The organism is Gordonia westfalica, from assembly GCF_900105725.1.
GTDB classification, from domain to species: domain Bacteria; phylum Actinomycetota; class Actinomycetes; order Mycobacteriales; family Mycobacteriaceae; genus Gordonia; species Gordonia westfalica.
In genome coordinates this window covers 2,915,397-2,935,264 of record NZ_FNLM01000034.1, presented here as the reverse complement: position 1 = coordinate 2,935,264, position 19,868 = coordinate 2,915,397, and the positions used below count along the sequence as shown (strand labels likewise).

16 protein-coding genes are annotated in these 19,868 nt (G+C 69.6%); 10 read left to right on the top strand and 6 right to left on the bottom strand.

What is annotated here, in order from left to right; translation table 11 throughout:
• Positions 1-1,380: a DNA repair protein RadA gene (gene radA / locus BLU62_RS18720; RefSeq protein WP_074851261.1), complete on the bottom strand. Its 1,380-nt coding sequence runs from the start codon at positions 1,378-1,380 to the stop codon at positions 1-3.
• 85 nt (positions 1,381-1,465) lie between these two features.
• A complete protein-coding gene (locus BLU62_RS18715; RefSeq protein ID WP_074851260.1) occupies positions 1,466-2,176 on the bottom strand; it encodes a copper chaperone PCu(A)C domain-containing protein in 711 nt (236 codons plus the stop codon).
• A gap of 323 nt (positions 2,177-2,499) precedes the next feature.
• Here BLU62_RS18715 and BLU62_RS18710 point away from each other — a divergent pair, with 323 nt between their 5' ends.
• Genes BLU62_RS18710 through ispF form a run of 3 tightly spaced genes read left to right on the top strand, consistent with a single transcriptional unit; the run spans position 2,500 to position 4,199 of the window.
• The gene (locus BLU62_RS18710) at positions 2,500-2,988 is read left to right on the top strand and encodes a CarD family transcriptional regulator (RefSeq protein WP_074851259.1); all 489 of its coding nucleotides are present in this window, start codon (positions 2,500-2,502) and stop codon (positions 2,986-2,988) included.
• A 33-nt stretch (positions 2,989-3,021) separates the two neighbouring features.
• A complete protein-coding gene (gene ispD / locus BLU62_RS18705; protein ID WP_074851258.1) occupies positions 3,022-3,738 on the top strand; it encodes a 2-C-methyl-D-erythritol 4-phosphate cytidylyltransferase in 717 nt (238 codons plus the stop codon).
• Positions 3,735-4,199: a 2-C-methyl-D-erythritol 2,4-cyclodiphosphate synthase gene (ispF, locus tag BLU62_RS18700; RefSeq protein ID WP_074851257.1), complete on the top strand. Its 465-nt coding sequence runs from the start codon at positions 3,735-3,737 to the stop codon at positions 4,197-4,199. The genes ispD and ispF overlap by 4 nt, the downstream gene beginning before the upstream one ends.
• Positions 4,200-4,221: 22 nt before the next feature.
• On the opposite strand, the gene BLU62_RS18695 is transcribed toward ispF, so the two are convergent.
• Together BLU62_RS18695 and BLU62_RS18690 are read right to left on the bottom strand one after the other, a co-directional pair.
• The gene (locus BLU62_RS18695) at positions 4,222-5,457 is read right to left on the bottom strand and encodes a nucleotide disphospho-sugar-binding domain-containing protein (RefSeq protein WP_074851256.1); all 1,236 of its coding nucleotides are present in this window, start codon (positions 5,455-5,457) and stop codon (positions 4,222-4,224) included.
• Positions 5,454-6,809, bottom strand: coding sequence for a condensation domain-containing protein (locus BLU62_RS18690; protein WP_074851255.1), 1,356 nt, complete (start codon positions 6,807-6,809; stop codon positions 5,454-5,456). Before BLU62_RS18690 ends, BLU62_RS18695 begins: the two co-directional genes overlap by 4 nt.
• 837 nt (positions 6,810-7,646) lie before the next feature.
• On the opposite strand from BLU62_RS18690, the gene BLU62_RS18685 reads away from it, so the two are divergent.
• From BLU62_RS18685 to rlmB, 5 genes are all read left to right on the top strand, one after another.
• Positions 7,647-9,137, top strand: coding sequence for a condensation domain-containing protein (locus tag BLU62_RS18685; protein WP_074851254.1), 1,491 nt, complete (start codon positions 7,647-7,649; stop codon positions 9,135-9,137).
• Positions 9,137-10,654 (top strand): acyltransferase, encoded by a 1,518-nt coding sequence (locus BLU62_RS18680; RefSeq protein WP_074851253.1) that lies wholly within the window; start codon positions 9,137-9,139, stop codon positions 10,652-10,654. The genes BLU62_RS18685 and BLU62_RS18680 overlap by 1 nt, the downstream gene beginning before the upstream one ends.
• Positions 10,651-11,985, top strand: coding sequence for a condensation domain-containing protein (locus tag BLU62_RS18675; RefSeq protein WP_074851252.1), 1,335 nt, complete (start codon positions 10,651-10,653; stop codon positions 11,983-11,985). The genes BLU62_RS18680 and BLU62_RS18675 overlap by 4 nt, the downstream gene beginning before the upstream one ends.
• Positions 11,986-12,067: 82 nt before the next feature.
• Positions 12,068-13,459, top strand: coding sequence for a cysteine--tRNA ligase (cysS, locus tag BLU62_RS18670; protein ID WP_074851251.1), 1,392 nt, complete (start codon positions 12,068-12,070; stop codon positions 13,457-13,459).
• A complete protein-coding gene (gene rlmB / locus BLU62_RS18665) occupies positions 13,459-14,418 on the top strand; it encodes a 23S rRNA (guanosine(2251)-2'-O)-methyltransferase RlmB (RefSeq protein WP_074851250.1) in 960 nt (319 codons plus the stop codon). Before cysS ends, rlmB begins: the two co-directional genes overlap by 1 nt.
• 16 nt (positions 14,419-14,434) lie before the next feature.
• On the opposite strand, the gene BLU62_RS18660 is transcribed toward rlmB, so the two are convergent.
• Positions 14,435-15,214: a LamB/YcsF family protein gene (locus BLU62_RS18660; RefSeq protein ID WP_074851249.1), complete on the bottom strand. Its 780-nt coding sequence runs from the start codon at positions 15,212-15,214 to the stop codon at positions 14,435-14,437.
• Positions 15,215-15,279: 65 nt separating this feature from the next.
• Between BLU62_RS18660 and BLU62_RS18655 the strand changes: the two genes are divergently transcribed.
• Positions 15,280-16,833: a carboxylesterase/lipase family protein gene (locus tag BLU62_RS18655; protein ID WP_074851248.1), complete on the top strand. Its 1,554-nt coding sequence runs from the start codon at positions 15,280-15,282 to the stop codon at positions 16,831-16,833.
• 18 nt (positions 16,834-16,851) lie between these two features.
• On the opposite strand, the gene BLU62_RS18650 is transcribed toward BLU62_RS18655, so the two are convergent.
• Entirely contained in the window at positions 16,852-17,655 is an 804-nt protein-coding gene (locus BLU62_RS18650; RefSeq protein WP_074851247.1) for an alpha/beta fold hydrolase, read from the bottom strand.
• A 286-nt stretch (positions 17,656-17,941) separates the two neighbouring features.
• On the opposite strand from BLU62_RS18650, the gene BLU62_RS18645 reads away from it, so the two are divergent.
• Positions 17,942-19,867 carry a hypothetical protein gene (locus tag BLU62_RS18645; RefSeq protein WP_244278251.1) on the top strand — a complete coding sequence of 642 codons (1,926 nt, stop codon included), beginning with the start codon at positions 17,942-17,944 and terminating at the stop codon, positions 19,865-19,867.
• The last annotated feature ends 1 nt before the right edge of the window (position 19,868 follow it).

The following is a 19,868-nucleotide window of genomic DNA, read 5'->3' as shown; positions in this document are numbered from 1 at the left end:
TCAGAACGGCGCGTCCACCGGGTCGGAGTCGCGTAGGTGGACGGCGTCGCCGAGGTTGGCGACCCGGAGGATGCGAATGCCCTTCGGGAGTTCCTCGTCGGTGGCCGCGGGGATGATCGCCTCGCGGAAGCCGAGTCGCTTGGCCTCCGCGAGACGGCGCGCAACCGCCGAGACCCGACGGATCTCGCCGCCGAGACCAACCTCGCCGATGACGACGGTCGACTGGGGGACGGGGCGTTGGGTCAGGGTCGAGTAGACCGAGAGCGCGATGGCGAGGTCGGCGGCCGGTTCGGTGACGCGCATACCGCCGACCGTCGACAGGTAGACCTCCGACTTCGCGAGCTCCTTCCGGCCGGCGCGTGCCTGCAGGACGGCGAGGACCATCGCCACCCGGTTGAAGTCGAGCCCCGACACCGCACGACGGGGGTTGGACATCTCGGTGCCGTTGGCGAGTGCCTGGACCTCGCCGACGAGCGCACGCTTGCCGTCCATCGTCACCATCGTGACGCTGCCGCTGACGTCCGAATCTCGTTGGTGCAGAAAGATTCCGGACGGATCGGGCACCTGATGGATGCCGTCGTCGCGCTGTTCGAAGCAGCCGACCTCATCGGCGGCGCCGAAGCGGTTCTTCACGCCGCGGACCATCCGCAGCGTCGAGTGCTTGTCGCCCTCGAAGGCGAGCACGACGTCCACGAGGTGCTCGAGCGAGCGAGGGCCGGCGACCGCGCCCTCCTTGGTCACGTGGCCGACCAGGATCACCGCGATGCCCCGGTTCTTGGCCAGTGAGACCAGCGCGGTGGTGACGGCGCGGATCTGGGTCACGCCTCCGGTCACGCCGTCGGCGCCGGATGCGACGACGGTCTGCACCGAGTCGACGATCATGAGCGACGGGCGCACGGTGTCGACGTGGCCGAGGATGGTCGCGAGATCGGTCTCGGCGGCCAGATAGACGTTGGGGTGGACCGCGTCGGTGCGCTCGGCCCGCATGCGGACCTGCCCGGCCGATTCCTCTCCGGTGATGTACAGCGCGACGCGATCCTGGGCCGCCCAGTGTTTGACGGTCTCGAGCAGGAGGGTCGATTTGCCGACCCCGGGTTCTCCGGCGAGCAGGATGACCGACCCCGGGACGACGCCACGCCCGAGGACGCGGTCGAGTTCTCCGATTCCGGTGGGCACGGCCGCCGTGGACTGGGCGTCGACCTCGGTGATGCGCAGAGCCGGGCTGGATGGCGCCACCGCGGCGGTCGTCCGCGCGGATGTGGGTGCGCCGGCGACCTCGTCGATCGATCCCCACTCGTTGCATTCAGGGCAGCGCCCGACCCACTTGGCGACCTGATGACCGCAGCCGGAACAGCGATACGAGGATTTGGGTTTTGCCACCCGATTAGCCTAGGCGGGGGGACCGACAAAACAGACGAGGCCCGGCGCATGCCGGGCCTCGTCGTGCGTATTCAGGGGAAGGGGGTCAGTGCCCGCCGCCCTCTTCGTGTCCGCCCTCGGGAGCGCCGCCCTCGGCGTCCCCGGGGCCGACCTCGCCGTGATGCTGGTTGTAGAACGTCGGCTCCGCGTTGCGGGCGACGTCCTGGCGCTCGAGCTCCGCGCCGGCGTCGACCGGGGTCTGCACGGTGGTCTCACCGGCGGGGACCCACGAGCCGTTGCTCTCGCGCTTCTCGAAGACGAAGGTCAGGTCGGTGGTCAGACCGGCGGCGACGGTGTCGCCCGTGTCGGAGAGTTCCGCGGTGACCCGCTTCTCGCTGTCACGGACGGAGCCGACTGGCGTACCGCTGCTGAGAGCCTGCCCCGGCGGGATGACGCGCGCAGCGGAATCACTGCCCTCGACGAACTCGACCGAACCCTTCTCGGGCTTGATCTCCTTCAGGCGGTAGTAGGCGGTCTGGTCGGAGTTCGCGACGACGAACGCGAGCTCGAACGGTCCGCCGTTGCCGAAGACGGTCGGTGCGTCCTTCTCCGGGTAGAGGATCTGCACGTCCCGCAACTGCAGGGCGTCGATGTTGACGTTCGCGCCGTTCACTGCGGGCAGCTGGTTGGCGGTCTGCGAGATCTGTCCCGCACCGCAACCGGTGGTGCCCAGGGCAACGGCGATGCCGATCGTGGCTACTGCGGCGGCCAGACGAGTAGGCCGAAACGCCGATCGCCGTGCGGATAGTGAAAGCACTGACACCCGATCCTCCCAGGTCAAACGAAGTCGAATTGCAGCGCGCGAAACCCTGCACTACGCAGCGTAGTGGGCGCCGTGGGGAAAAGTCCCCCCGGGTGCCCGATTCGTGTCTGCGAGGGCGTGTCTCGGGGGCCGGCGAGGGGGCCTCGACGGCCGTCGTGTGCATGGTGCTGCGTGATGCCGAACACGCTGCTACGACACCCCTCGCCACCTCGCAAGAGCCTGCAGTGAGACCGGTTCACCGCGTTGACCTGCACCGTTGGGTGGGGCCCTCGGAACGCCCGTGCTAGACTGGGTTCACTCGAAAGGGGCAAGGAACATTGAATTTCAAAGTTGGCGACACCGTCGTTTACCCCCATCACGGTGCTGCTCGGGTCGAAGACATCGTGACCCGGACCATCAAGGGTGAGCAGATCGAATACCTTGTTCTCAAGGTTGCCGACGGTGACATGACCGTTCAGATTCCCTCGACGAAGTTGGAATACGTGGGCGTCCGCGACGTGGTCGGGCAAGAGGGTCTTGATCAGGTCTTCCAGGTGCTGCGGGCACCGCACACCGAGGAGCCGACCAACTGGGCACGCCGATTCAAGGCGAACCAGGAGAAGCTCATCTCGGGCGACATCATCAAGGTTGCCGAGATCGTCCGCGACCTCTGGCGTCGTGAGCAGGACCGAGGACTGTCGGCCGGTGAGAAGCGGATGCTGACCCGTGCTCGTCGCGTCCTCGTGGACGAGCTCTCGCTCGCACAGAACACGAACGACGAGAAGGCAACCAGCATCCTGGACGAGGTCCTCGCTGCCGCTTCCTGATCTCAGGTTCACCTGGATCAGGATCGAATACACATGACCACTACGCCGGAGGATTCCGGCGCAGAAGTCTGCGTCATCATTCCGGCTGCCGGGTCGGGAACCCGACTCGGCGAGCCGGTACCCAAGGCCTTCGTCGACCTCTGTGGCCGGAGCATCATCGAACGATGCGTCGACAACATCCCCGCCTCGCTCGGGGCGTCGATCGTCGTCGTGGTGCCGATCGACCTCGTGGAGCGTGCTCGAGAGCTGCTCCCCGGGGTCGTCGTCGTACCCGGCGGCGCTCACCGATCGGACTCGGTGCGCGCGGGAATCGCCGCGGCCGGCGCCGCGCAGATCCTCCTGGTCCACGACGCGGCGCGCCCGCTCACGCCCGCTCACGTCTTCACCGCAGTGGTGGAGGCCGTCGCCGCCGGACATCGAGCAGTGGTGCCCGGAGTGCCCGTCGTCGATACCCTCAAACAGGTCACGCCGGGCTCTGACGGGCTCGAACTCGTGGCCCGGACCGTCGACCGCGAAGAACTCCGCGCGGTGCAGACCCCGCAGGGCTTCACCCGCGAGGCGTTGCTGCGTGCACACGCCGACGACTCCGGTCTCGCGACCGACGACGCCGGCCTCGCCGAACGCTGCGGCATCCCCGTCCACGTCGTCCCGGGAGACCCCCTCGCCATGAAGATCACCACGCCGTGGGACCTCCGCATCATCCGGGATGTCGTCGGTGAACCGGCTCTCGACTCGGAGGTCGGGCGATGAGGGTCGGCATCGGGACCGACGCTCATCGCATCGACGCATCCGCCGAATGCTGGATGGTCGGTCTGCACTTTCCCGACGAGCCCGGCTGTGAGGGCCACTCCGACGGTGACGTCGGTGCGCACGCACTGTGCGACGCCGTGCTGTCTGCCGCGGGACTCGGCGATGTCGGCTCGGTGTTCGGCACCGGGCGGCCAGAGTGGGAGGGCGTCTCCGGGGTCGCCATGCTCGCCCACGTCGCCGAGCTCGTCGCCGCCGAAGGCCTCCGCGTCGTGAACGCCGCCGTCCAGGTCGTCGGGAACCGTCCCAAGATCGGTCCGCGCCGCGCCGAGGCACAGGAAGTGCTGTCGGCGGCGGTCGGCGGGCCCGTCTCCGTGTCGGCGACCACCACCGACGGACTCGGCATGACCGGTCGGGGCGAGGGAATCGCCGCGGTCGCCACCGCTCTGCTCGACGACGCGTGACCGCGCCGCCCGCTCCTCGGCCTCAGTGTGAGGCGGCGTCCAGCAGGGTCTCGCAGGCGCTGGCGACGGCGTCGGCCGGCGGCGTGAGCCGTTCACCGAGGCGCGTGGCCGCCGCCGCGACTGCCGGATCGGTGAGCGGGTCGAGGTCGGACGGGCCGAACCGCGCCAGCTTGTTGCCCGACCCGGCTCCGTTCCGTCGGAGCGCCGCGGCCCACATCGGCTGATCCGCACTGAGCCAGGTGATGACCGACGGGATGCCCGCGCGGGTCGCCGCCGCCGTGGTGCCGGCACCGCCGTGGTGCACCGCACCGCGACACCGGGGCAGCAAGGTCTCGTGATCCACCGGCTGGTCGAGATGGAGCAGCCGATCATGCTGGGAGAGTTGGTGATCGGTGTGTCCGATCACGCGGAGCCCACGATCGAGAAGAGTGGTGACGATGCCGCCGATCTGGTCGGCGGTGATCTTCATGCTGCCGAAGCCGACGTAGACGGGTGCCTCGTCGGCGTCCGCCCATTCGACCGCCGGCGAGGTGGCGTCGTCGCCGTTCGACAGTGCTGCGCGAGTGTCCTTGTCCGGCAACAGGAATCCGACGAACGGACGCTGCGGGCCCCAGTCGTTCTCGAGTCCGGGGAACAGCGCGGCGTCGTAGGCCTGGATCTCGGGCACACCTGCACTCCGAAGCCGTCCTCCCAGAGGTCCTTTCGCCGGTGGGAGCCCGAGTTCGGTGCGCAGTCTCCGGTCGGCGCCCCGCAGCGTGAGCCAGTAGGTCTGATCGGCGAGGCGCCACATCGCCTGTGAGACCGGACGCGGGTACTCCCGGTAGCGGACGTCGAGGCTGGCGTTGGGGCGCAGCGGACAATAGTGCAGCGGAACGAATCCGATGCCGCGACTCTGCGCAATGGCGTCGGCCCGGTCCTGTGCCAGCGGCCCGGTGACGAGCAGATCGGAGACGTCGGCGAGTTCGCCCATGACGCGTTCGGAAGTCGCGCGACCGTGGTCGGCGACCTCGCCCAGGGCCTTGAGCCGAACCCGGGGGTTCTTGGACTTCAGGCGTTCCTTCACGAGTGGGCTCGCCAGCAGCTCCGCGGTCGACGGCGTGAGCACCTGCGTCGGCAACCCGGACGCAGCCGTCAGCTCGACGAGATCCTCGGGCACGGCGACCCGGACCTCGTGGCCGCGGCGCGCGAGCTCGGCCCCGATGGCGACCGCGGGCTGGACATCGCCCCGACTGCCGTGGACGGTGAATGCGATCCTCATGCGCCCCAGTGTTTTCCGTGCAGGCCCCAGGCGGCGAGTTCGGCGGCCACCAGCCGGCGCATGGTCGCGACGTCCGGGATGCGTACCGGGTCAAGTGAACTCACGCTGAACATCACCGTGTCGGCGCCGACTGCGAGCCAACCGCTGATCCCGCCCTTGCGGTCGCGGAGTCGACGGGGGTCGTCGGTGGCGGTGACGGCCCGGACGGAGAGTTCGCCGTGTTCGCCGGTGCCCAGTGTCGCGAACTCGTCGGGAACCAGCCCGACGTTGGAGGCGAGGCACAGTGGCGTGGTGACATTGGCGGCGAGGCGTCGGGTGAGCGATGCACTCAGCACCTGCAGGACCACCGCGCGCTGCGCGACCTTGCCGGAATTCGCGGCCAGGCGGTTGTAGGCCTCCTTGCACGCCGCCCGGACGGCCGTCAGGTCCTCGTAACGGTCCGCCGACGCCTCGACGAACGCGGTGGCGCCCGACGTCGCGTTCGCGCGGCGGTCGTCGGGTGTGCGCGACGAGACGGGTAGCGAGACCGGGACGACGTCACCCGGGGACACCCGGCCGCACCGCTCCAGAACCCCCACCATCAGGGCCGCGAACAGGCTGTTGTCGGTGCCGCCCCGGGATTGCGCCGCGGCCGCGAAATCGACGGTCGGGATCAGGACGGTCACGTTCGGGGCGATCTCGGCGCCGGCGACGTCGGTCTCGGGAGCAGGCCGGCCGGTCACCCGGGCCGGTGAGACCGGCGGCCCCGACCTGCTCGCGCGGGCCATCTGGACCGCGGTCTTCCCGGCGTTCCAGAGCAGGTCGCCGGCGTCGAGGACATTCGACACGAGGCCCGGCGCGGTACCGGGGGTGTAGTCCAGGCCGTGGACGGCCTCGATCACCGCCACCGCACCCGTCCCGCCGTCGGCGATGACATGGGAGATGACCAGCGACACGAGCACGGAGCTGTCGTCCGCTGTCCGCGCGGCGACGAGCCGCCACGCGGGACCGTTCTCGATGTCGAGTTCGGCGTCGGCCTGGGCGCGCCCCCATTCCTCCTCACCGCCGACCGGGACGGGCTCGGCCTGGACGGAGAAGTGGCCGGCGTCGGGGGTGTAGCGCCAGTGGGCGCGGCCAGGACCGCGATGGGTTGCGACGAGACGGCTCAGGCGTCCACGGCGCAGCTTCTCGGCGAGGGACGCGAAGGCATCGATGTCGACCGTGCCGGGGAAACGCCAGAGCGTCTGGTTCACGACGGGAAGGCCGAGGATCACATCCATGCGGACGAAGAGGTCGTCGTCGGCGGTGAGCCGGTCGACGGTCGGGTCCTGTCCTACGCCGGGTGCGTTGCCGACCAGGGATGCGAAATTCATGACTGCGCCTGCCGTTCGTCGAGAGTGATACTTTCCACATTCCGACGGGCGTGGGTCTCTCGATCGCGCGCCGATGCCATGTGCCTTGTGTCACAAAGAGTTCCCATATGAGCGCCTCCCGGGTGTCTTCCTACGATCGCCGGACCGGTGGTGAGCCGGCCGGTGTGAACATGCCCGCCTGATCGGCGTGGACCATCTTCTGTCGGCGGGGCCGGGTGGATGGTCGCGCGAACCTGCGGATTCGGTGATCCGTCATCGGCATCGACAGCACCCGACCCGCGTCGCCGGCGCCGGGACCGTGCAAACCCTACCCGAGAACTCCGTGGTGGCCCGGCCTCGAACAGGTGGGCGAACGGCCTTCCGGTGACGTCTCGAAACCCTCGATATCATGGATCTTTAAGGGTTGCCTTGCTGAAACTCAATTCGTATGCCGAACTATCCAACCGGATGAATTCGGGTTACTGTCGTGACCAATGTGCAGGACCGCCTGATGGGCGGTCCTGGACTTTTTGTTTGAACACCGGTGGTGAGAACTCGGAGGACGCGACGACATGACGGGTATCGCCCGACGCAGTGCCGTTCGTCGCGACTTGACCACGACCGGCCGGCTTGCCCGGAAATCCTCCGGAACAACGTCACAGTGGGGCGATACATCGGGGTCATCGCGCTGCCAGTCGACACGAACATGGGCACAACCGTTCTCGGTTCCGGGGAGGTGTGCCCACGTCGGTCACGACCGACAACATCGCTAGCGCGCGGCAGCGCAGTGGCTCGGGGAGGAGCCGGAGCAAGACCATCAGTCGGGGGCCGAGACGTGTGTCGACACGGGAGGTTTTGATGGAATACACCGAACTCAATGACTATTCGATGCCCGGCGGTACGGTCACCGCCTGGGAACCTGCGGTCGAGGCATCGGAATGGCAGGCCGACTCGCGGCAGCTGTCGTACATGCACCTCGAACACGCCCGACGGGCGGTTCGTGAGGGCGACGACTGGTACAGCCAGTGGATCGGGACCGCATTCCGCATCGAACGGCCGCTCGATCGTGATGCGTTCTCGCGCACGCTCGTTGCGTGGTACCGCAGGCATGAGGCGTTCCGGACCTCGGTGCGCGTCCACGAGGCCGGCCACCTGCAGGGCGATCTGACCCGCATCACCGTCGCGGCGGACGCGATCTCGGTGCGCGAGCGGGCGTTCGGGACAGATCTGGAGCCCGCCGAGGTCTCCGAACTCGTCACCGAGTACTTCAACACCACCGTCACGCCGCTGGCGTGGCCGCACTGCATCGCGGTGACGGTCGAGACGCCCGGCGTCGACGACAGCTTCCTCGTCGTGTTCGCCGCCGATCACACGGTGATGGACGCCTACACGCAGGTGTTCGCGATCCGCGAGCTGACCGCGCTGTACCTCGCCGAGGTCACCGGTGAGACGCACGGACTCGCCGATTTCGGCAGTTACCTGGACTTCAGCGACGCCGAGCGTCGTCTCGGTGAGCAGATCGACGCCAACAACGCGGCGGTCAGCCAGTGGCGCGACTTCTTCGACGACACCGCCACCGCGGTACAGCCGGAGTCGATCCCGCGGTTTCCGCGGTTCGACGTCCCCGCTGACGCACCGCGCACCATCACGGCCCAGCGCACCCCGGACGAGGGCTTCCAGGCGACGCTGTCGCACTGGCTGCTCGACGCCGCGGAGACCAAGCGGTTCGACTCGATCTGCAAGGCGGCCGGGTCGTCGATGACCGCCGGTGTCTACACCGCGCTCTCGATGACGTCGGCCGCGCTGGCCGGCTCCGCGGATCTCCGTTTCATCGGTCCGGTACACACCCGCAACGCGATCGAGTGGGGCGAGGCCGTGGGCTGGTTCGTCGGGATCATCCCCGTGGCGGTCCGTCCGGGCCGGCCGGTGAAGTTCACCGACGCGCTCACCGCCGTCGCGGCCACCTCCGCCCAGTACAAGGATGTGGGCGGCGCCCCGTTCGCCCCGGTCGCCGAGCTCATCGGGGGAGACGTCACGCCTCCGGGATTCGTGGTGTCCTACATCGATCTTCGTCACGCCGAGGGGGCGGCGGAATGGGAGCCGCGGGCGGCACGTGTGCTGCGCAGCGCGACCCGCGACGCCGACGAGGTCTACTTCTGGATCAACCGAATCCCCACCGGCGTCAACGTGTCCTCGCGCTTCCCGGCCGAGGATGCCCCGGCGGTCGAGGTCTTCCTGTCGACCTTCCACGCGCTCCTCAAGCAGATCGTCGCCGACGGTGACTGCGAGTACACCTACCGCACCGCCGAATTGGTAGCCGGAGGGTCGACGGTCGCATCGGACCGCTGATGTCCGGCACCCTGCGGTCCCCACGCGTCTCACCCGGGTTCGGTGTCCCCGGGTCGCTGACCGTTCGACTCCGTCCACACCTTCGTGGTGGACGGATCGTCGAATGGGAACTCGGCGACCCGGAAGGCGCCGCCCGGGCGGCGCGGCGATGGGGCGACGGGGTGTCGTTCCTGCAGTCGGATCATCTGGCGACCATGGCGGACAAGCGATCCGACGGTCGGCCTCACCACGGGTTCCTGCTCGCCGCCGCGCGTTTCGACGGCCCGCTCGACGAGGCGGCGATGAGTGGCGCACTCACCGAGTTCGTCCGCCGGCACGAGGAACTGCGTGCCCACTACCGCAGAGGCGCCACGGGGCCCGAGCGGTGGGTCGCGCCACCGGAGGCGTTCGAGTTCGGTGTCGCCGAGCGCACCGGGGAACCGCTGGTGGTCTCCGACGCCGAACTCGGGCCCTGGGTGGGGCGCCGCGCATCGGAAACGGCTCGCGCGGAACTGGTCCCGGGCACCTGGTGCGCCGCCGCGGTCTCCGATGGCGCCTTCACCTTCTTCTACGCCACCGACCACGCCCATGGTGACGGCTACTCGTCGGCGCTCGCGCTGTCCGAGATCGTCGCGCTGTACCGAGGTAGATGTGCCGGGGAGCCCGCCGGACTCGGTCCCGCGGGTGCCTTCGGTGACGCGATCGCGGCCGAGCGTGCGGCCGCGGAGATCCTGACCGCGGATGACGAGCGCGTCGCTCTCTGGCGGGATGCGTTGTCCGCGAACGACGGTCGGGCTCCGCGGTGTCCTCTGGAGCTGGGCCTGACCGACGGTGAACCGCAACCGGCGGTCGCGGTCGAGCACTGGCTGCTGGCCCCTGACGACCTGGCGCGCTGTGACGCCCGGCTCGCTGCGGTCGGCGGCAACTTCGCGGGACTCCTCTACGCCGCGCTCGCGGCCCGCCATCGTGAATCCACCGGGGAGTCACGATTCTTCGTGTCCACGGTACTGGCGAGCCGAGGCGCCGGGCACGAACGGACGCAAGGCTGGCTCTGCAACTTCGCGCCGGTCATCGTCGACGCGCCGCAGCACCCGGGCGCCTCGTTCGACGACCACGTCCGCGTCGCGACGGACAGTGTGCGTGCCGCCCGCCGCGCCGCCTCGGTGCCGGCCCACGGCGTCCTGGGTCTGCTCGCCGGCGAAGGGGTCTTCAAGGGCCTCGACGGAAGCCCGTACATGATGTCCTACACCGATGTTCGCCGTCTCGGGCTCGGGGACGACCCGGTCCTGTCGACGATGCAGACCTCCAGCGGGGTCGGGCCGACCCGTAATGCCAACCTGTGGTTCACGCGGACCGACGCCGGGCTCGTCGTGCGCTCACACGTCCCCGACAACGACGTGGCGCGCGCTTCGATCCTCGATCTGATCGAGCGCATCGAGTCCATCGTGACCGACTACGCCGCAGGCGACCCCACGCCCGAACCGACCCCCGAGCCCCCATCTGCCGACCCCCGCCAACCGAGAAGGAGTGCGCGATGAAGCTCTCGAGTTCCGAGTCGTGGGAGGTCGAGCCGGGTGAACTGGTCCGGTGGCGTGCCGTTCCGGGCGGGGCGGCCGCCAGGTCGAGCGCACCGGTGTCGGAGAACGAACGGTTCCACCTGTCCTCGATCGCCGCCGGGCAGCCGGGCTGGATGGCGCTGACCCTGGACTTCCCGGAGGTGCTCGAGGCGGATCTGCTCGGCGAGGTGTTCGGCACGATCATCGCCCGCCACGACGCTCTGCGCAGTCACTACGTGCCGACCGACGACGGCGGCGTCGCCCGGTTGCTGCACCCCGGCGTCGATGTCAAAGAGGAGTTCCGCGAGGCGGGAGACGGACTCTCGGCGCAGGCGTTCGCCGCGCGGCTGATCGAACACATCGGTGCGACCTGTAATCCCTTCGAACCGATGCCGCATTTCCTGGCGGCGGTCATCCGCCCCGGCGTCACGACGCTGGTCTGCGCCTTCGACCACTGTTATGTCGACGCCCGATCCCTGGCCGTCGTGTCGACCGAGATCTGCGAACTGCTCGCCGGACGCGGGCTGGCGCCGGCGGAGTCGGGCCTCGACGCACTCCGGGTCCTCGCCGGGGGTGAGGCGTCGGTGACCGCCGACGATCCGCGCCTCGGTGGCTGGGAGCAGTTCCTCACCGCGACCGGCTGGACGGTTCCCGAGTTCCCGCTCGACCTGGGTGTCGCCCCCGGGGACAGCCTGCCCGTGCACACGATGGTCCGGACGCTGCTGTCCGGCGACGACGCCGCGATCTTCAGTTCGTCGGTCCACCGTCGCGGAGCCCGGACCTATCCGGCCGTCCTCACCTGTGCGGGCATGGCCGTCCACGCCGCCGGCGGACCCGACGAGGTGGCCACCGTGGTGCCCGCCGGGACCGGGGCGGGGCCGGGCTGTGTGAGCTGGTCGGTGGGGAACGCGCCGATGCGGATCAGCGCGACCGGCGACCTGTACGCCGCCATGTACCGCAACACCCGACGCCTCGCCGCGGCGCTCCCGCTGGCCGAGATCGGGCTGACCCCGGTCTACGCGGCCTTCGGTGATCGCCTTCGTCCCGGGCGCAGCGACGTCTTCATGATGTCCTACGTCGACTACACGCGACTGCCCACGCCGCGCGGTGACGTCGTCGTCCGGCAGATCTCGAGCCAGAAGCCGACCGACACCGCCCAGTGGTGGTTCTGGCGTGACCGCGACGGCATCCACGTGCGGGTGCGGTACCCGCACACCGAACAGGCCGTGGCGGTCCTCGCGGACACGCTCGACACGATGCAGGCGCTGGTCGACTCGATTCTCGACCCGGTCCTCGCCGCCGACGCGGGCTGATGGCATTCCCGCTGCGGAACGGCCCTCGCCCGGCACCTCGGGCGGTCAGTGGCCCGCTCGTGGTCCGGTAGGATTGCCGGTCGTGACCCTGCGCCTACATGACACCAGCTCCCGAGAGGTGCGCGACTTCGTGCCGCTGCACCCAGGCCAGGCATCGGTGTATCTCTGTGGCGCGACGGTGCAGGGTGTCCCGCACATCGGCCATGTCCGTAGCGGTATCGCCTTCGACATCCTCCGCCGCTGGCTGACCCACCAGGGGCTCGACGTCCTGTTCGTCCGCAACGTCACCGACATCGAGGACAAGATCCTCCACAAGGCGGCCGACGCCGGTCGTCCGTGGTGGGAGTGGGCGGCCACTCACGAACGCGCCTTCGACGACGCCTACCGTGCTCTCGGGGTCCTGCCGCCGTCGGCGGAACCGCGCGCCACCGGCTTCATCACCCAGATGGTGGAGTACATGGAGCGGCTGATCGACCGGGGCCATGCCTACGTCGCCGACGGCAACGTCTACTTCGATGTCCGCAGCCTCCCCGAGTACGGCTCGTTGTCCGGGCACAAGCTCGACGACGTGCACCAGGGCGAGAGCGCCGGCACCGGAAAGCGCGACCACCGCGACTTCACGCTGTGGAAGGCGGCCAAGCCCGGCGAGCCGTCGTGGCCGACGCCCTGGGGCCCCGGCCGCCCCGGCTGGCACCTGGAGTGCTCGGCGATGGCCACCAGTCTACTGGGTGCCGAATTCGACATCCACTGCGGCGGTATGGATCTGGTGTTCCCGCACCACGAGAACGAGATCGCCCAGGCGCACGGTGCCGGAGATCCGTTCGCGCGGTACTGGTTGCACAACGGCTGGGTCACCATGGGTGGCGAGAAGATGAGCAAGTCGCTGGGCAACGTGGTGTCGATCCCCGCGATGCTGCAGCGGGTCCGTGCCGTCGAACTGCGCTATTACCTCGGCAGTGCGCACTACCGGTCGATGCTGGAGTACTCGCCCGGAGCGCTCACCGAGGCGGCCGCCGGCTACCGGCGGGTGGAGTCCTTCGTCGAACGCGTCGCCGCCCGTGTGGGTGATGTGGTGGTCGGCGAGATCGACCCCGAGTTCGGTGCCGCACTCGACGACGATCTCGGCGTCCCGGCCGCTCTCGCGGTCGTGCACAACGTCGTCCGCCAGGGCAACACCGCCCTCGAGGCGGGTGACGGGGCGGCCGCGCTCGCCGCGGCGTCGTCGGTGCGCGCGATGATGGGGATTCTCGGCGTCGACCCGCTCGACGACCAGTGGGCCGGTTCGGCCGACGACTCGGCCGCGAACTCCGCACTGGACGTGCTGGTACGAGCCGAACTGCAACGACGCGCCGACGCGCGTTCCGCCAAGGACTGGGCGACCGCGGATGCGGTCCGAGACCGCCTGGCCGAGGCCGGCATCGAGGTGACCGACACCCCTGATGGTGCACAGTGGGCATTGAAGGGTGAGGCGTGATGGCAGGAAATTCCAAGCGTAAGGGTGCGATCCGCAAGTCGGGCACCAAGAAGGGGCAGGTCGTCGGGTCCGGCGGTCAGCGCAGGCGCGGTCTCGAGGCCCGCGGCGCCACCCCGAAGGCGGTCGACCGCCCCTACCACGCCGCGCACAAGAAGGCCAAGGCCGCGGCGAAGTCGAACACCGGACGTAGCGGTGGCGGCGGGGCGCGAGCAAAGGACGACGGGCCCGAGTACGTCCTCGGCCGCAACCCCGTGGTCGAGTGCCTGCGTGCCGGTGTGCCCGCGACGGCGCTCTACATCGCCACCAACTCCGAGCCGGACGAGCGTGTCGCCGAGGCGGTCAAGATCGCCGGCGACCAGGGCATCGCCATCCTCGAGGTCGGCAAGCCCGAGCTGGATCGCCTGTCCACCAACGGGATGCACCAGGGTGTCGCACTTCAGGTGCCGGAGTACCAGTACACCCATCCGGACGACCTGATGGCCGAGGCCAAGGCGAGCGGCAATCCGCCGCTGCTGGTGGCGCTCGACAACATCACCGACCCGCGCAACCTGGGTGCCGTGATCCGGTCGGTGGCCGCGTTCGGCGGACACGGCGTGGTGATCCCGGCGCGCCGCAGTGCGAGCGTGACCGCCGTGGCATGGCGGACCAGTGCCGGCGCCGCCGCACGGCTTCCGGTCGCGCGCGCCACCAACCTCACCCGCACCCTCAAGGACTGGGCGGACTCCGGTGCCCAGCTCGTGGGACTGGACGCCGGCGGCGACGTGACCCTCGACGACTACGACGGCACCGGCCCGACCGTGATCGTCGTGGGGTCGGAGGGCAAGGGTCTGTCGCGTCTCGTGCGCGAGAGCTGTGACTCGATCCTGTCCATCCCCATGGCCGGTGATGTCGAGAGCCTCAACGCGTCGGTCGCGGCGGGCGTCGTGCTCGCCGAATTCGCACGTCAGCGGCGTCGGTAGCCCCCAGCGCCCCGGTTCACCACCGGCTGCGGGCGACCTCGATCCCGGCTCGGGCGAGGGCCTCGCGGACCGCGCGGGCGTGGCAGACCGCGCCCGGGGTGTCGCCGTGCAGACAGATCGAATCGGCGGCGACGCCGACCACGGTGCCGTCGATGGCCGTCAGGCGCCCGGTGGTGGTCATCTCGACGACCCGCCGGGCTATCTCGGTGCTGTCGGACAGCACCGCACCCTGCTCGGTGCGGGGGACCAGCGTGCCGGCCGGCGTGTAGGCGCGGTCGGCGAAGGCCTCGGTGATGATCGGCAGTCCGGCGCGTTCGGCGCGCGCGAGGACCACCGAGTTCGGTAGGCCCATCACCGCGAGTCCCGGGTTCACGTCGCGGATCGCGGCCACCACCGCGTCGGCCTGCTGATCGTGGTGGACGACCGTGTTGTACAGCGCGCCATGGGGTTTCACGTAGGTCACCGTCCCGCCGACGGACCGGGCGAGGGCGTCGAGCGCGCCGATCTGGTAGACGAGGTCGGCGATCAGATCCGGCGTCGACATCTCCATGAACCGGCGGCCGAACCCGGCGCGGTCGGGGTAGGAGACCTGGGCGCCGATCCGGACTCCCGCGGACACGGCCGCCCGGCACGTCGCCAGGAGATCGGCGGGTGTTCCCGCGTGGAAGCCGCACGCGATGTTGGCGCTGGTCACGATGGTCAGCATCGCCTCGTCGTCGCCGACCCCCTCGCCCAGGTCCGCATTGAGATCGATGCGGATGGGCGCCGGGTCAACGGAAGCCCTGTCGGCGGTCATGGGCCACATTCTAGATCCGTCGCCGGATGACCAGACGAATCGGACGATTCGTCTACGGTGGGGTCATGGCACTGCTCGACACCAAGGTCACCACGGTCAACGGCGTCGTCGGAGGCGCCCGGGGGAAGCGGCTGCGCCGCGGCACGATCAGCTGGCGGGGAATCCCGTTCGCCGCGCCCCCGGTGGCCCACCGCCGCTTCCGCGCACCCGAACCCGCACCCGACTGGCCCGGCGTGCGCGACTGCACCAGGCTCGCCAAGGCCGCCATCCAGGAGAAGCGGTTCACCGCCGTCGCTCCCGGCAGGTTCGCGCCGATGGCCGAGGACTGCCTGACGCTCAACGTGTTCTCGCCGGACGTGGCGTCGTCGCGGCCGCGGCCGGTGATGGTCTTCATCCACGGCGGTGCGTTCATCCTCGGAACCGCCGCGACACCGCTCTACGACGGCGCGTTCCTGGCCCGTGCCCAGGACGTCGTGGTGGTGACGATCCAATACCGCTTCGGCCCGTTCGGCTTCCTCGATCTCTCGCAGTTCGCCACGGACGACCGGCCGTTCGACGCCAACGCCGGCCTGCGCGACCAGATCGCCGCGCTGCGCTGGGTGCAGGAGAACATCGCGGCGTTCGGCGGCGACCCCGCCAACGTGACCGTCTTCGGTGAGAGCGCCGGCGGGTCGTCGGTGCTCTCACTGCTGTCCGCGCCCGAGGCGGGTGGTCTGTTCCACCACGCCATCGCCCAGAGCCCGGCTCCCGAACTGGTTGTCGAACAGGACGAGGCCGGCGTCTACGCCGACGAGTTCGTGCGAATCCTGCGTGATCCGCAGCGCCGGAGCACCACGATGGAGCGGACCGAGGAGCCGATCGATCCGGCCGAGGCGCAACGTCTGCTCACCACACCCAACCCGGCGCTGCTGCTCGAGGCGGGTAACCGCCTCATGCGCTTCGCGGCGAAGTCGGGCGGCGGCGCCATCCCGTTCGCGCCGGTCGTCGACGGGGATCTCCTGCCGCTCTCGCCTCTCGCCACAGCGGCCGCCGGGCGGACGATACCGGTGCCGTTGGTGGTCGGCAGCAACAAGGACGAGGGGAAACTCTTCGCGAAACTGTGGAACGTCCTACCCGATTCCGAACGCATGTTGATGCGAGTCGAGGACGAGGAGGTCCGCCGCGAGATCGCCTCCCACTATGAGAACGGCGACCGCGATCGCATCCGCCTGGCCGGCGACTCGATCTTCTGGGCGCCGATGAGTGCATTCGCCGACGGGCACTCCAAGGTCGCGCCGACCTACGTGTACCGCTACGACTATCGGACGAAGGTGCTGGACGTCACGGGATTCGGAGCGACACACGCGACGGAACTGTTCACCGTGTTCGGTGCCTACCGCGCACCCATGGGCGCGGGCCTTGCCGTCGCAGACTGGCCGGGCACGCGTCGCGTCACCGACAGCATGCAGGGCCGCTGGGGTGGTTTCGCCCGTACCGGTGATCCCGGTCTGGGCTGGCCCGCCTACACCACCGCCGAGCGGAAGGTCCTGGTCATCAACGACCCCGACCGCGTCGTCGCCGACCCGGACACCCTGCGCCGGCAGGCGTGGTACCGGGTGCACGCGCCGTCCGAGGCCTGAGCGCCGGTGCGCGCCCGGTCACTCCGGTAACCACTCGGTGGGCGGATCCGCCGCCAGGAACGACAGGACCAGCGGATTGAACAGCTCCGGGGCCTCCACGGGCAGGATGTGCGTCCCGGGTAAGACGGCGAGGCGCGCGTTCGGCAGGGTCCGGACGATGTCGAGGGCGTGCTCCATCCGGACCAGTCCGCGATCTGCGACCACCACCAGGGTCGGGGCGCGGACATCGGCGAAATCGGCCACCGCATAGTCGGGTTCGGTGGACAGCATGCGGATCGTCTTGTCGTAGACCACCGAGAAGTGTTCCGGCCCATCGGGAGACGTCGCGTCGTGGTGGGTACGCAGGTACTCGACGGTGGTCGGGTTCCGGTTCAACACCAGTTCGACGAACCGATCGGTCTGGCGCCCACCGCTGTTCAGATAGCCGCCGACGTATACGAGCCGGTTGACCAGGTCGGGCCGGTCGCGCGCGACGACGAGCGCGATCGCCGCGCCGTCGGCCCAACCGACGAGGTTCGCCGGCCGCCCGACGACGGACTCGAGGTAGGCGATCGTGCGCGCGACGATCGAGGCACAGGTGAAATCGCCGTCCACATCGGGACTGTGACCGTGTCCGGGACGTTCGGGTAGGAACAGTCGCAGTCCGGCGTCGAGGAAATCGGGGACCTGCGCGCCCCAGGACGCGGCCGACGCGAAGATGCCGTGCAAGAGCACCGTCGGCGCGCCCTGCGGGTTCCCGTCGGAGAAATGCCAGAGCGTCTGGCCGGCGACATCCACATACGTTCCGCCGTCGATCCGGTCACCGACGTGGACTGGGCGCATGGGAGTTCCTCGGGTTCGGCTTTCTCGTGCTCTCTGGGATCGGTCATCGGGTTGTCGGCCCGATCGCCATCGTCGCAGACATCGGTGCCGCACCGTGGAACGTTCGGGATTCGAACCGCGTCGCCGGTGCGCTCCCACCGGGCGGGGATTTCGGAGGCCAACCGCTGTGGCAGGACATTCCCTAGGCTAACTTTGCGGGTGGGGCGGTTCGCGGTGGACGTTGGGGTACTCGGAGGAATGGGATTTGCACGTGTCCTGTGGACGTCGGTCGTATGGTCGCGGGCGGTTGCCGGCCCGCGTGGTGGGTGTCCTGCTGGCGGGCCTGATCCTCGCCCTCGGTGCGGGTCTCGAAACGTTGTCGGCGCCGTCGGCGTCGGCCGCTCCCGGTGACCCGCCGCCCCCGTTGAGCCTGCGTGACCTCGGCTCGTCGGCGACCATCGGATTTCCCGGGCAACAGGGTGAGGTCAGTCTGTCGCTTGCTGTGCCGCCGGGGTTGACCCCCACCGAGATCCGCGGGACGGCGCAGTTCCCGACCTTCGTCACCGGTGGCAATGTCGATGTGCTGCAAGGGGATCGGCTGATCTCGCGCACCCCGATCGATTCCGCGGTGAACTCGCCGATCGCGTTGCCGCTGCGCGGGATTCGCGTCGAGCGCAATTCCGCCGACCTCGTCCTGCGGACGTATCTGCGTACCGCGGGCTCATGTCTGTTCGACGACAGTTCGCGATTCTCGATCCAGAACTCGACCGTGTCGTACTCGGGCCGCGAGTCGACGCCGGAGACCGTCGCCGGGTTCCTGCCGCCGGTCCTGCGCAAACTCACCATCTTCGTACCCGACGACGTGCAGCCGGCCGAAGGCGCTGCGGCCGTGTCGCTCGCGACCGCGGTCGTGGCGAACTACGGGTCGGCGACCGTCGACGTCGAGGTCGCCTCCATACGGCGCGGGAGCACCGCACCGAGGCAGGAGGTGGGCCCGCTGGAACGTCAGGTGGTCATCTCCACCACCATGCCCGAGGGGCTCAGCCTCGGACCCGGTGCCGGTTGGCCGGTGTTGCGTATCGGCGGCAGCGCCGAGGAACTCCCGGCGCAGGTGGAGTTCCTCGCCTCTGATCTGTCGTCGATCGCGGTCAGTTCGGCGGCCGTCGCCGGACCGCCCTTCGCGGCACCGCAACTCGCGCCCGCTGTCAGCAGCCTCGCGGATCTGGGGGTGGGCGATCAGCTCGTCACCTCGTCGGGGTGGCCCTCGATCGGCTTCGGGATCGACCAGGCCCGGCTCGGCCGGCCGTCGAAGGACGTGCGCCTGCAGCTGTCCGGTACGTATACGCCGCTGGGCGGTCAGATCGCGGTGTCGGTGGGTGAGCGCGTCATCGCGTCCTGGCCCGCCGACGCATCGGGCAGCTACAACCGGTGGGTCGATGTACCGGCCGACGTGCTCGGTCGCTACACCGAGGTCACCGTGACCTACAACCACGGCGACGTCGGCGAGGAATGCGGTTCGGGAGTGCGCAGTTCGCTGAGCCTGAGCTCGGCGGGCGAGGTCCGTTCGGAGGCCGCCGATCCGCCGGCCCCGCCGGGATTCGGCTCGCTGCCGCAGGCTCTCATGCCGCGGGCCTCGCTCGCCTGGACGAACGGCGGAGTCGACGATGTCGCGCGCGCCGTATCGATCATGTCGGGTCTGCAGCGACTGTCGGCGGTCCGGCTCGGGGTGGACGTGGTGTCCGTCGACGACGCGATGTCCTCGAGCGCACCTGCGGTGATCATCGCCGCCGACGGGCAGCGGCTGCCCGACCTGACGTTGCCGGTGACCGCCGACGGTCAGACCCTGACCGTGCTGGGCGCGAACGGCCAACCGTCGAACGTGGTCCTGACCCCCGGGGTCAGGTTCGGATCGCTCCAGGTCGCGCGTGACGCCGGCCGGACGGTGCTGGTCGCGACGTCGACCCGAGACGCCGCCGACCTCGACGCCGTACTGCGCTGGCTCTCCGCCGATCCCGATCGCTGGTCGGCACTGAGCGGGCAGGCCCTGATGCAGGTGGCCGGTCAGCAGCCGGTCGTCGTGCCCGCCGGCGAGCAGGCGCAACCGGACGACTCCTCGTCGACCGGGGTGTCGTGGGTGACCGTCGTCGTGGCCGCCGTCGGGATCGCGCTCGTGGCCGCGCTCGCGGCGACACTCGTCCTGCGGCGTCGTCGCCGCGCACACGTAGAGGACTGAC

Excerpts from the sequence above, each read along its gene's own strand:
- BLU62_RS18685 (WP_074851254.1), top strand. The coding sequence starts at position 7,647 with ATGGAATACACCGAACTCAATGACTATTCGATGCCCGGCGGTACGGTC.
- ispD (WP_074851258.1), top strand. The coding sequence starts at position 3,022 with ATGACCACTACGCCGGAGGATTCCGGCGCAGAAGTCTGCGTCATCATT.
- BLU62_RS18695 (WP_074851256.1), bottom strand. The coding sequence starts at position 5,457 with ATGAGGATCGCATTCACCGTCCACGGCAGTCGGGGCGATGTCCAGCCC.
- BLU62_RS18680 (WP_074851253.1), top strand. The coding sequence starts at position 9,137 with ATGTCCGGCACCCTGCGGTCCCCACGCGTCTCACCCGGGTTCGGTGTC.
- BLU62_RS18655 (WP_074851248.1), top strand. The coding sequence starts at position 15,280 with ATGGCACTGCTCGACACCAAGGTCACCACGGTCAACGGCGTCGTCGGA.
- BLU62_RS18660 (WP_074851249.1), bottom strand. The coding sequence starts at position 15,214 with ATGACCGCCGACAGGGCTTCCGTTGACCCGGCGCCCATCCGCATCGAT.
- rlmB (WP_074851250.1), top strand. The coding sequence starts at position 13,459 with ATGGCAGGAAATTCCAAGCGTAAGGGTGCGATCCGCAAGTCGGGCACC.
- BLU62_RS18690 (WP_074851255.1), bottom strand. The coding sequence starts at position 6,809 with ATGAATTTCGCATCCCTGGTCGGCAACGCACCCGGCGTAGGACAGGAC.
- BLU62_RS18650 (WP_074851247.1), bottom strand. The coding sequence starts at position 17,655 with ATGCGCCCAGTCCACGTCGGTGACCGGATCGACGGCGGAACGTATGTG.
- ispF (WP_074851257.1), top strand. The coding sequence starts at position 3,735 with ATGAGGGTCGGCATCGGGACCGACGCTCATCGCATCGACGCATCCGCC.
- BLU62_RS18675 (WP_074851252.1), top strand. The coding sequence starts at position 10,651 with ATGAAGCTCTCGAGTTCCGAGTCGTGGGAGGTCGAGCCGGGTGAACTG.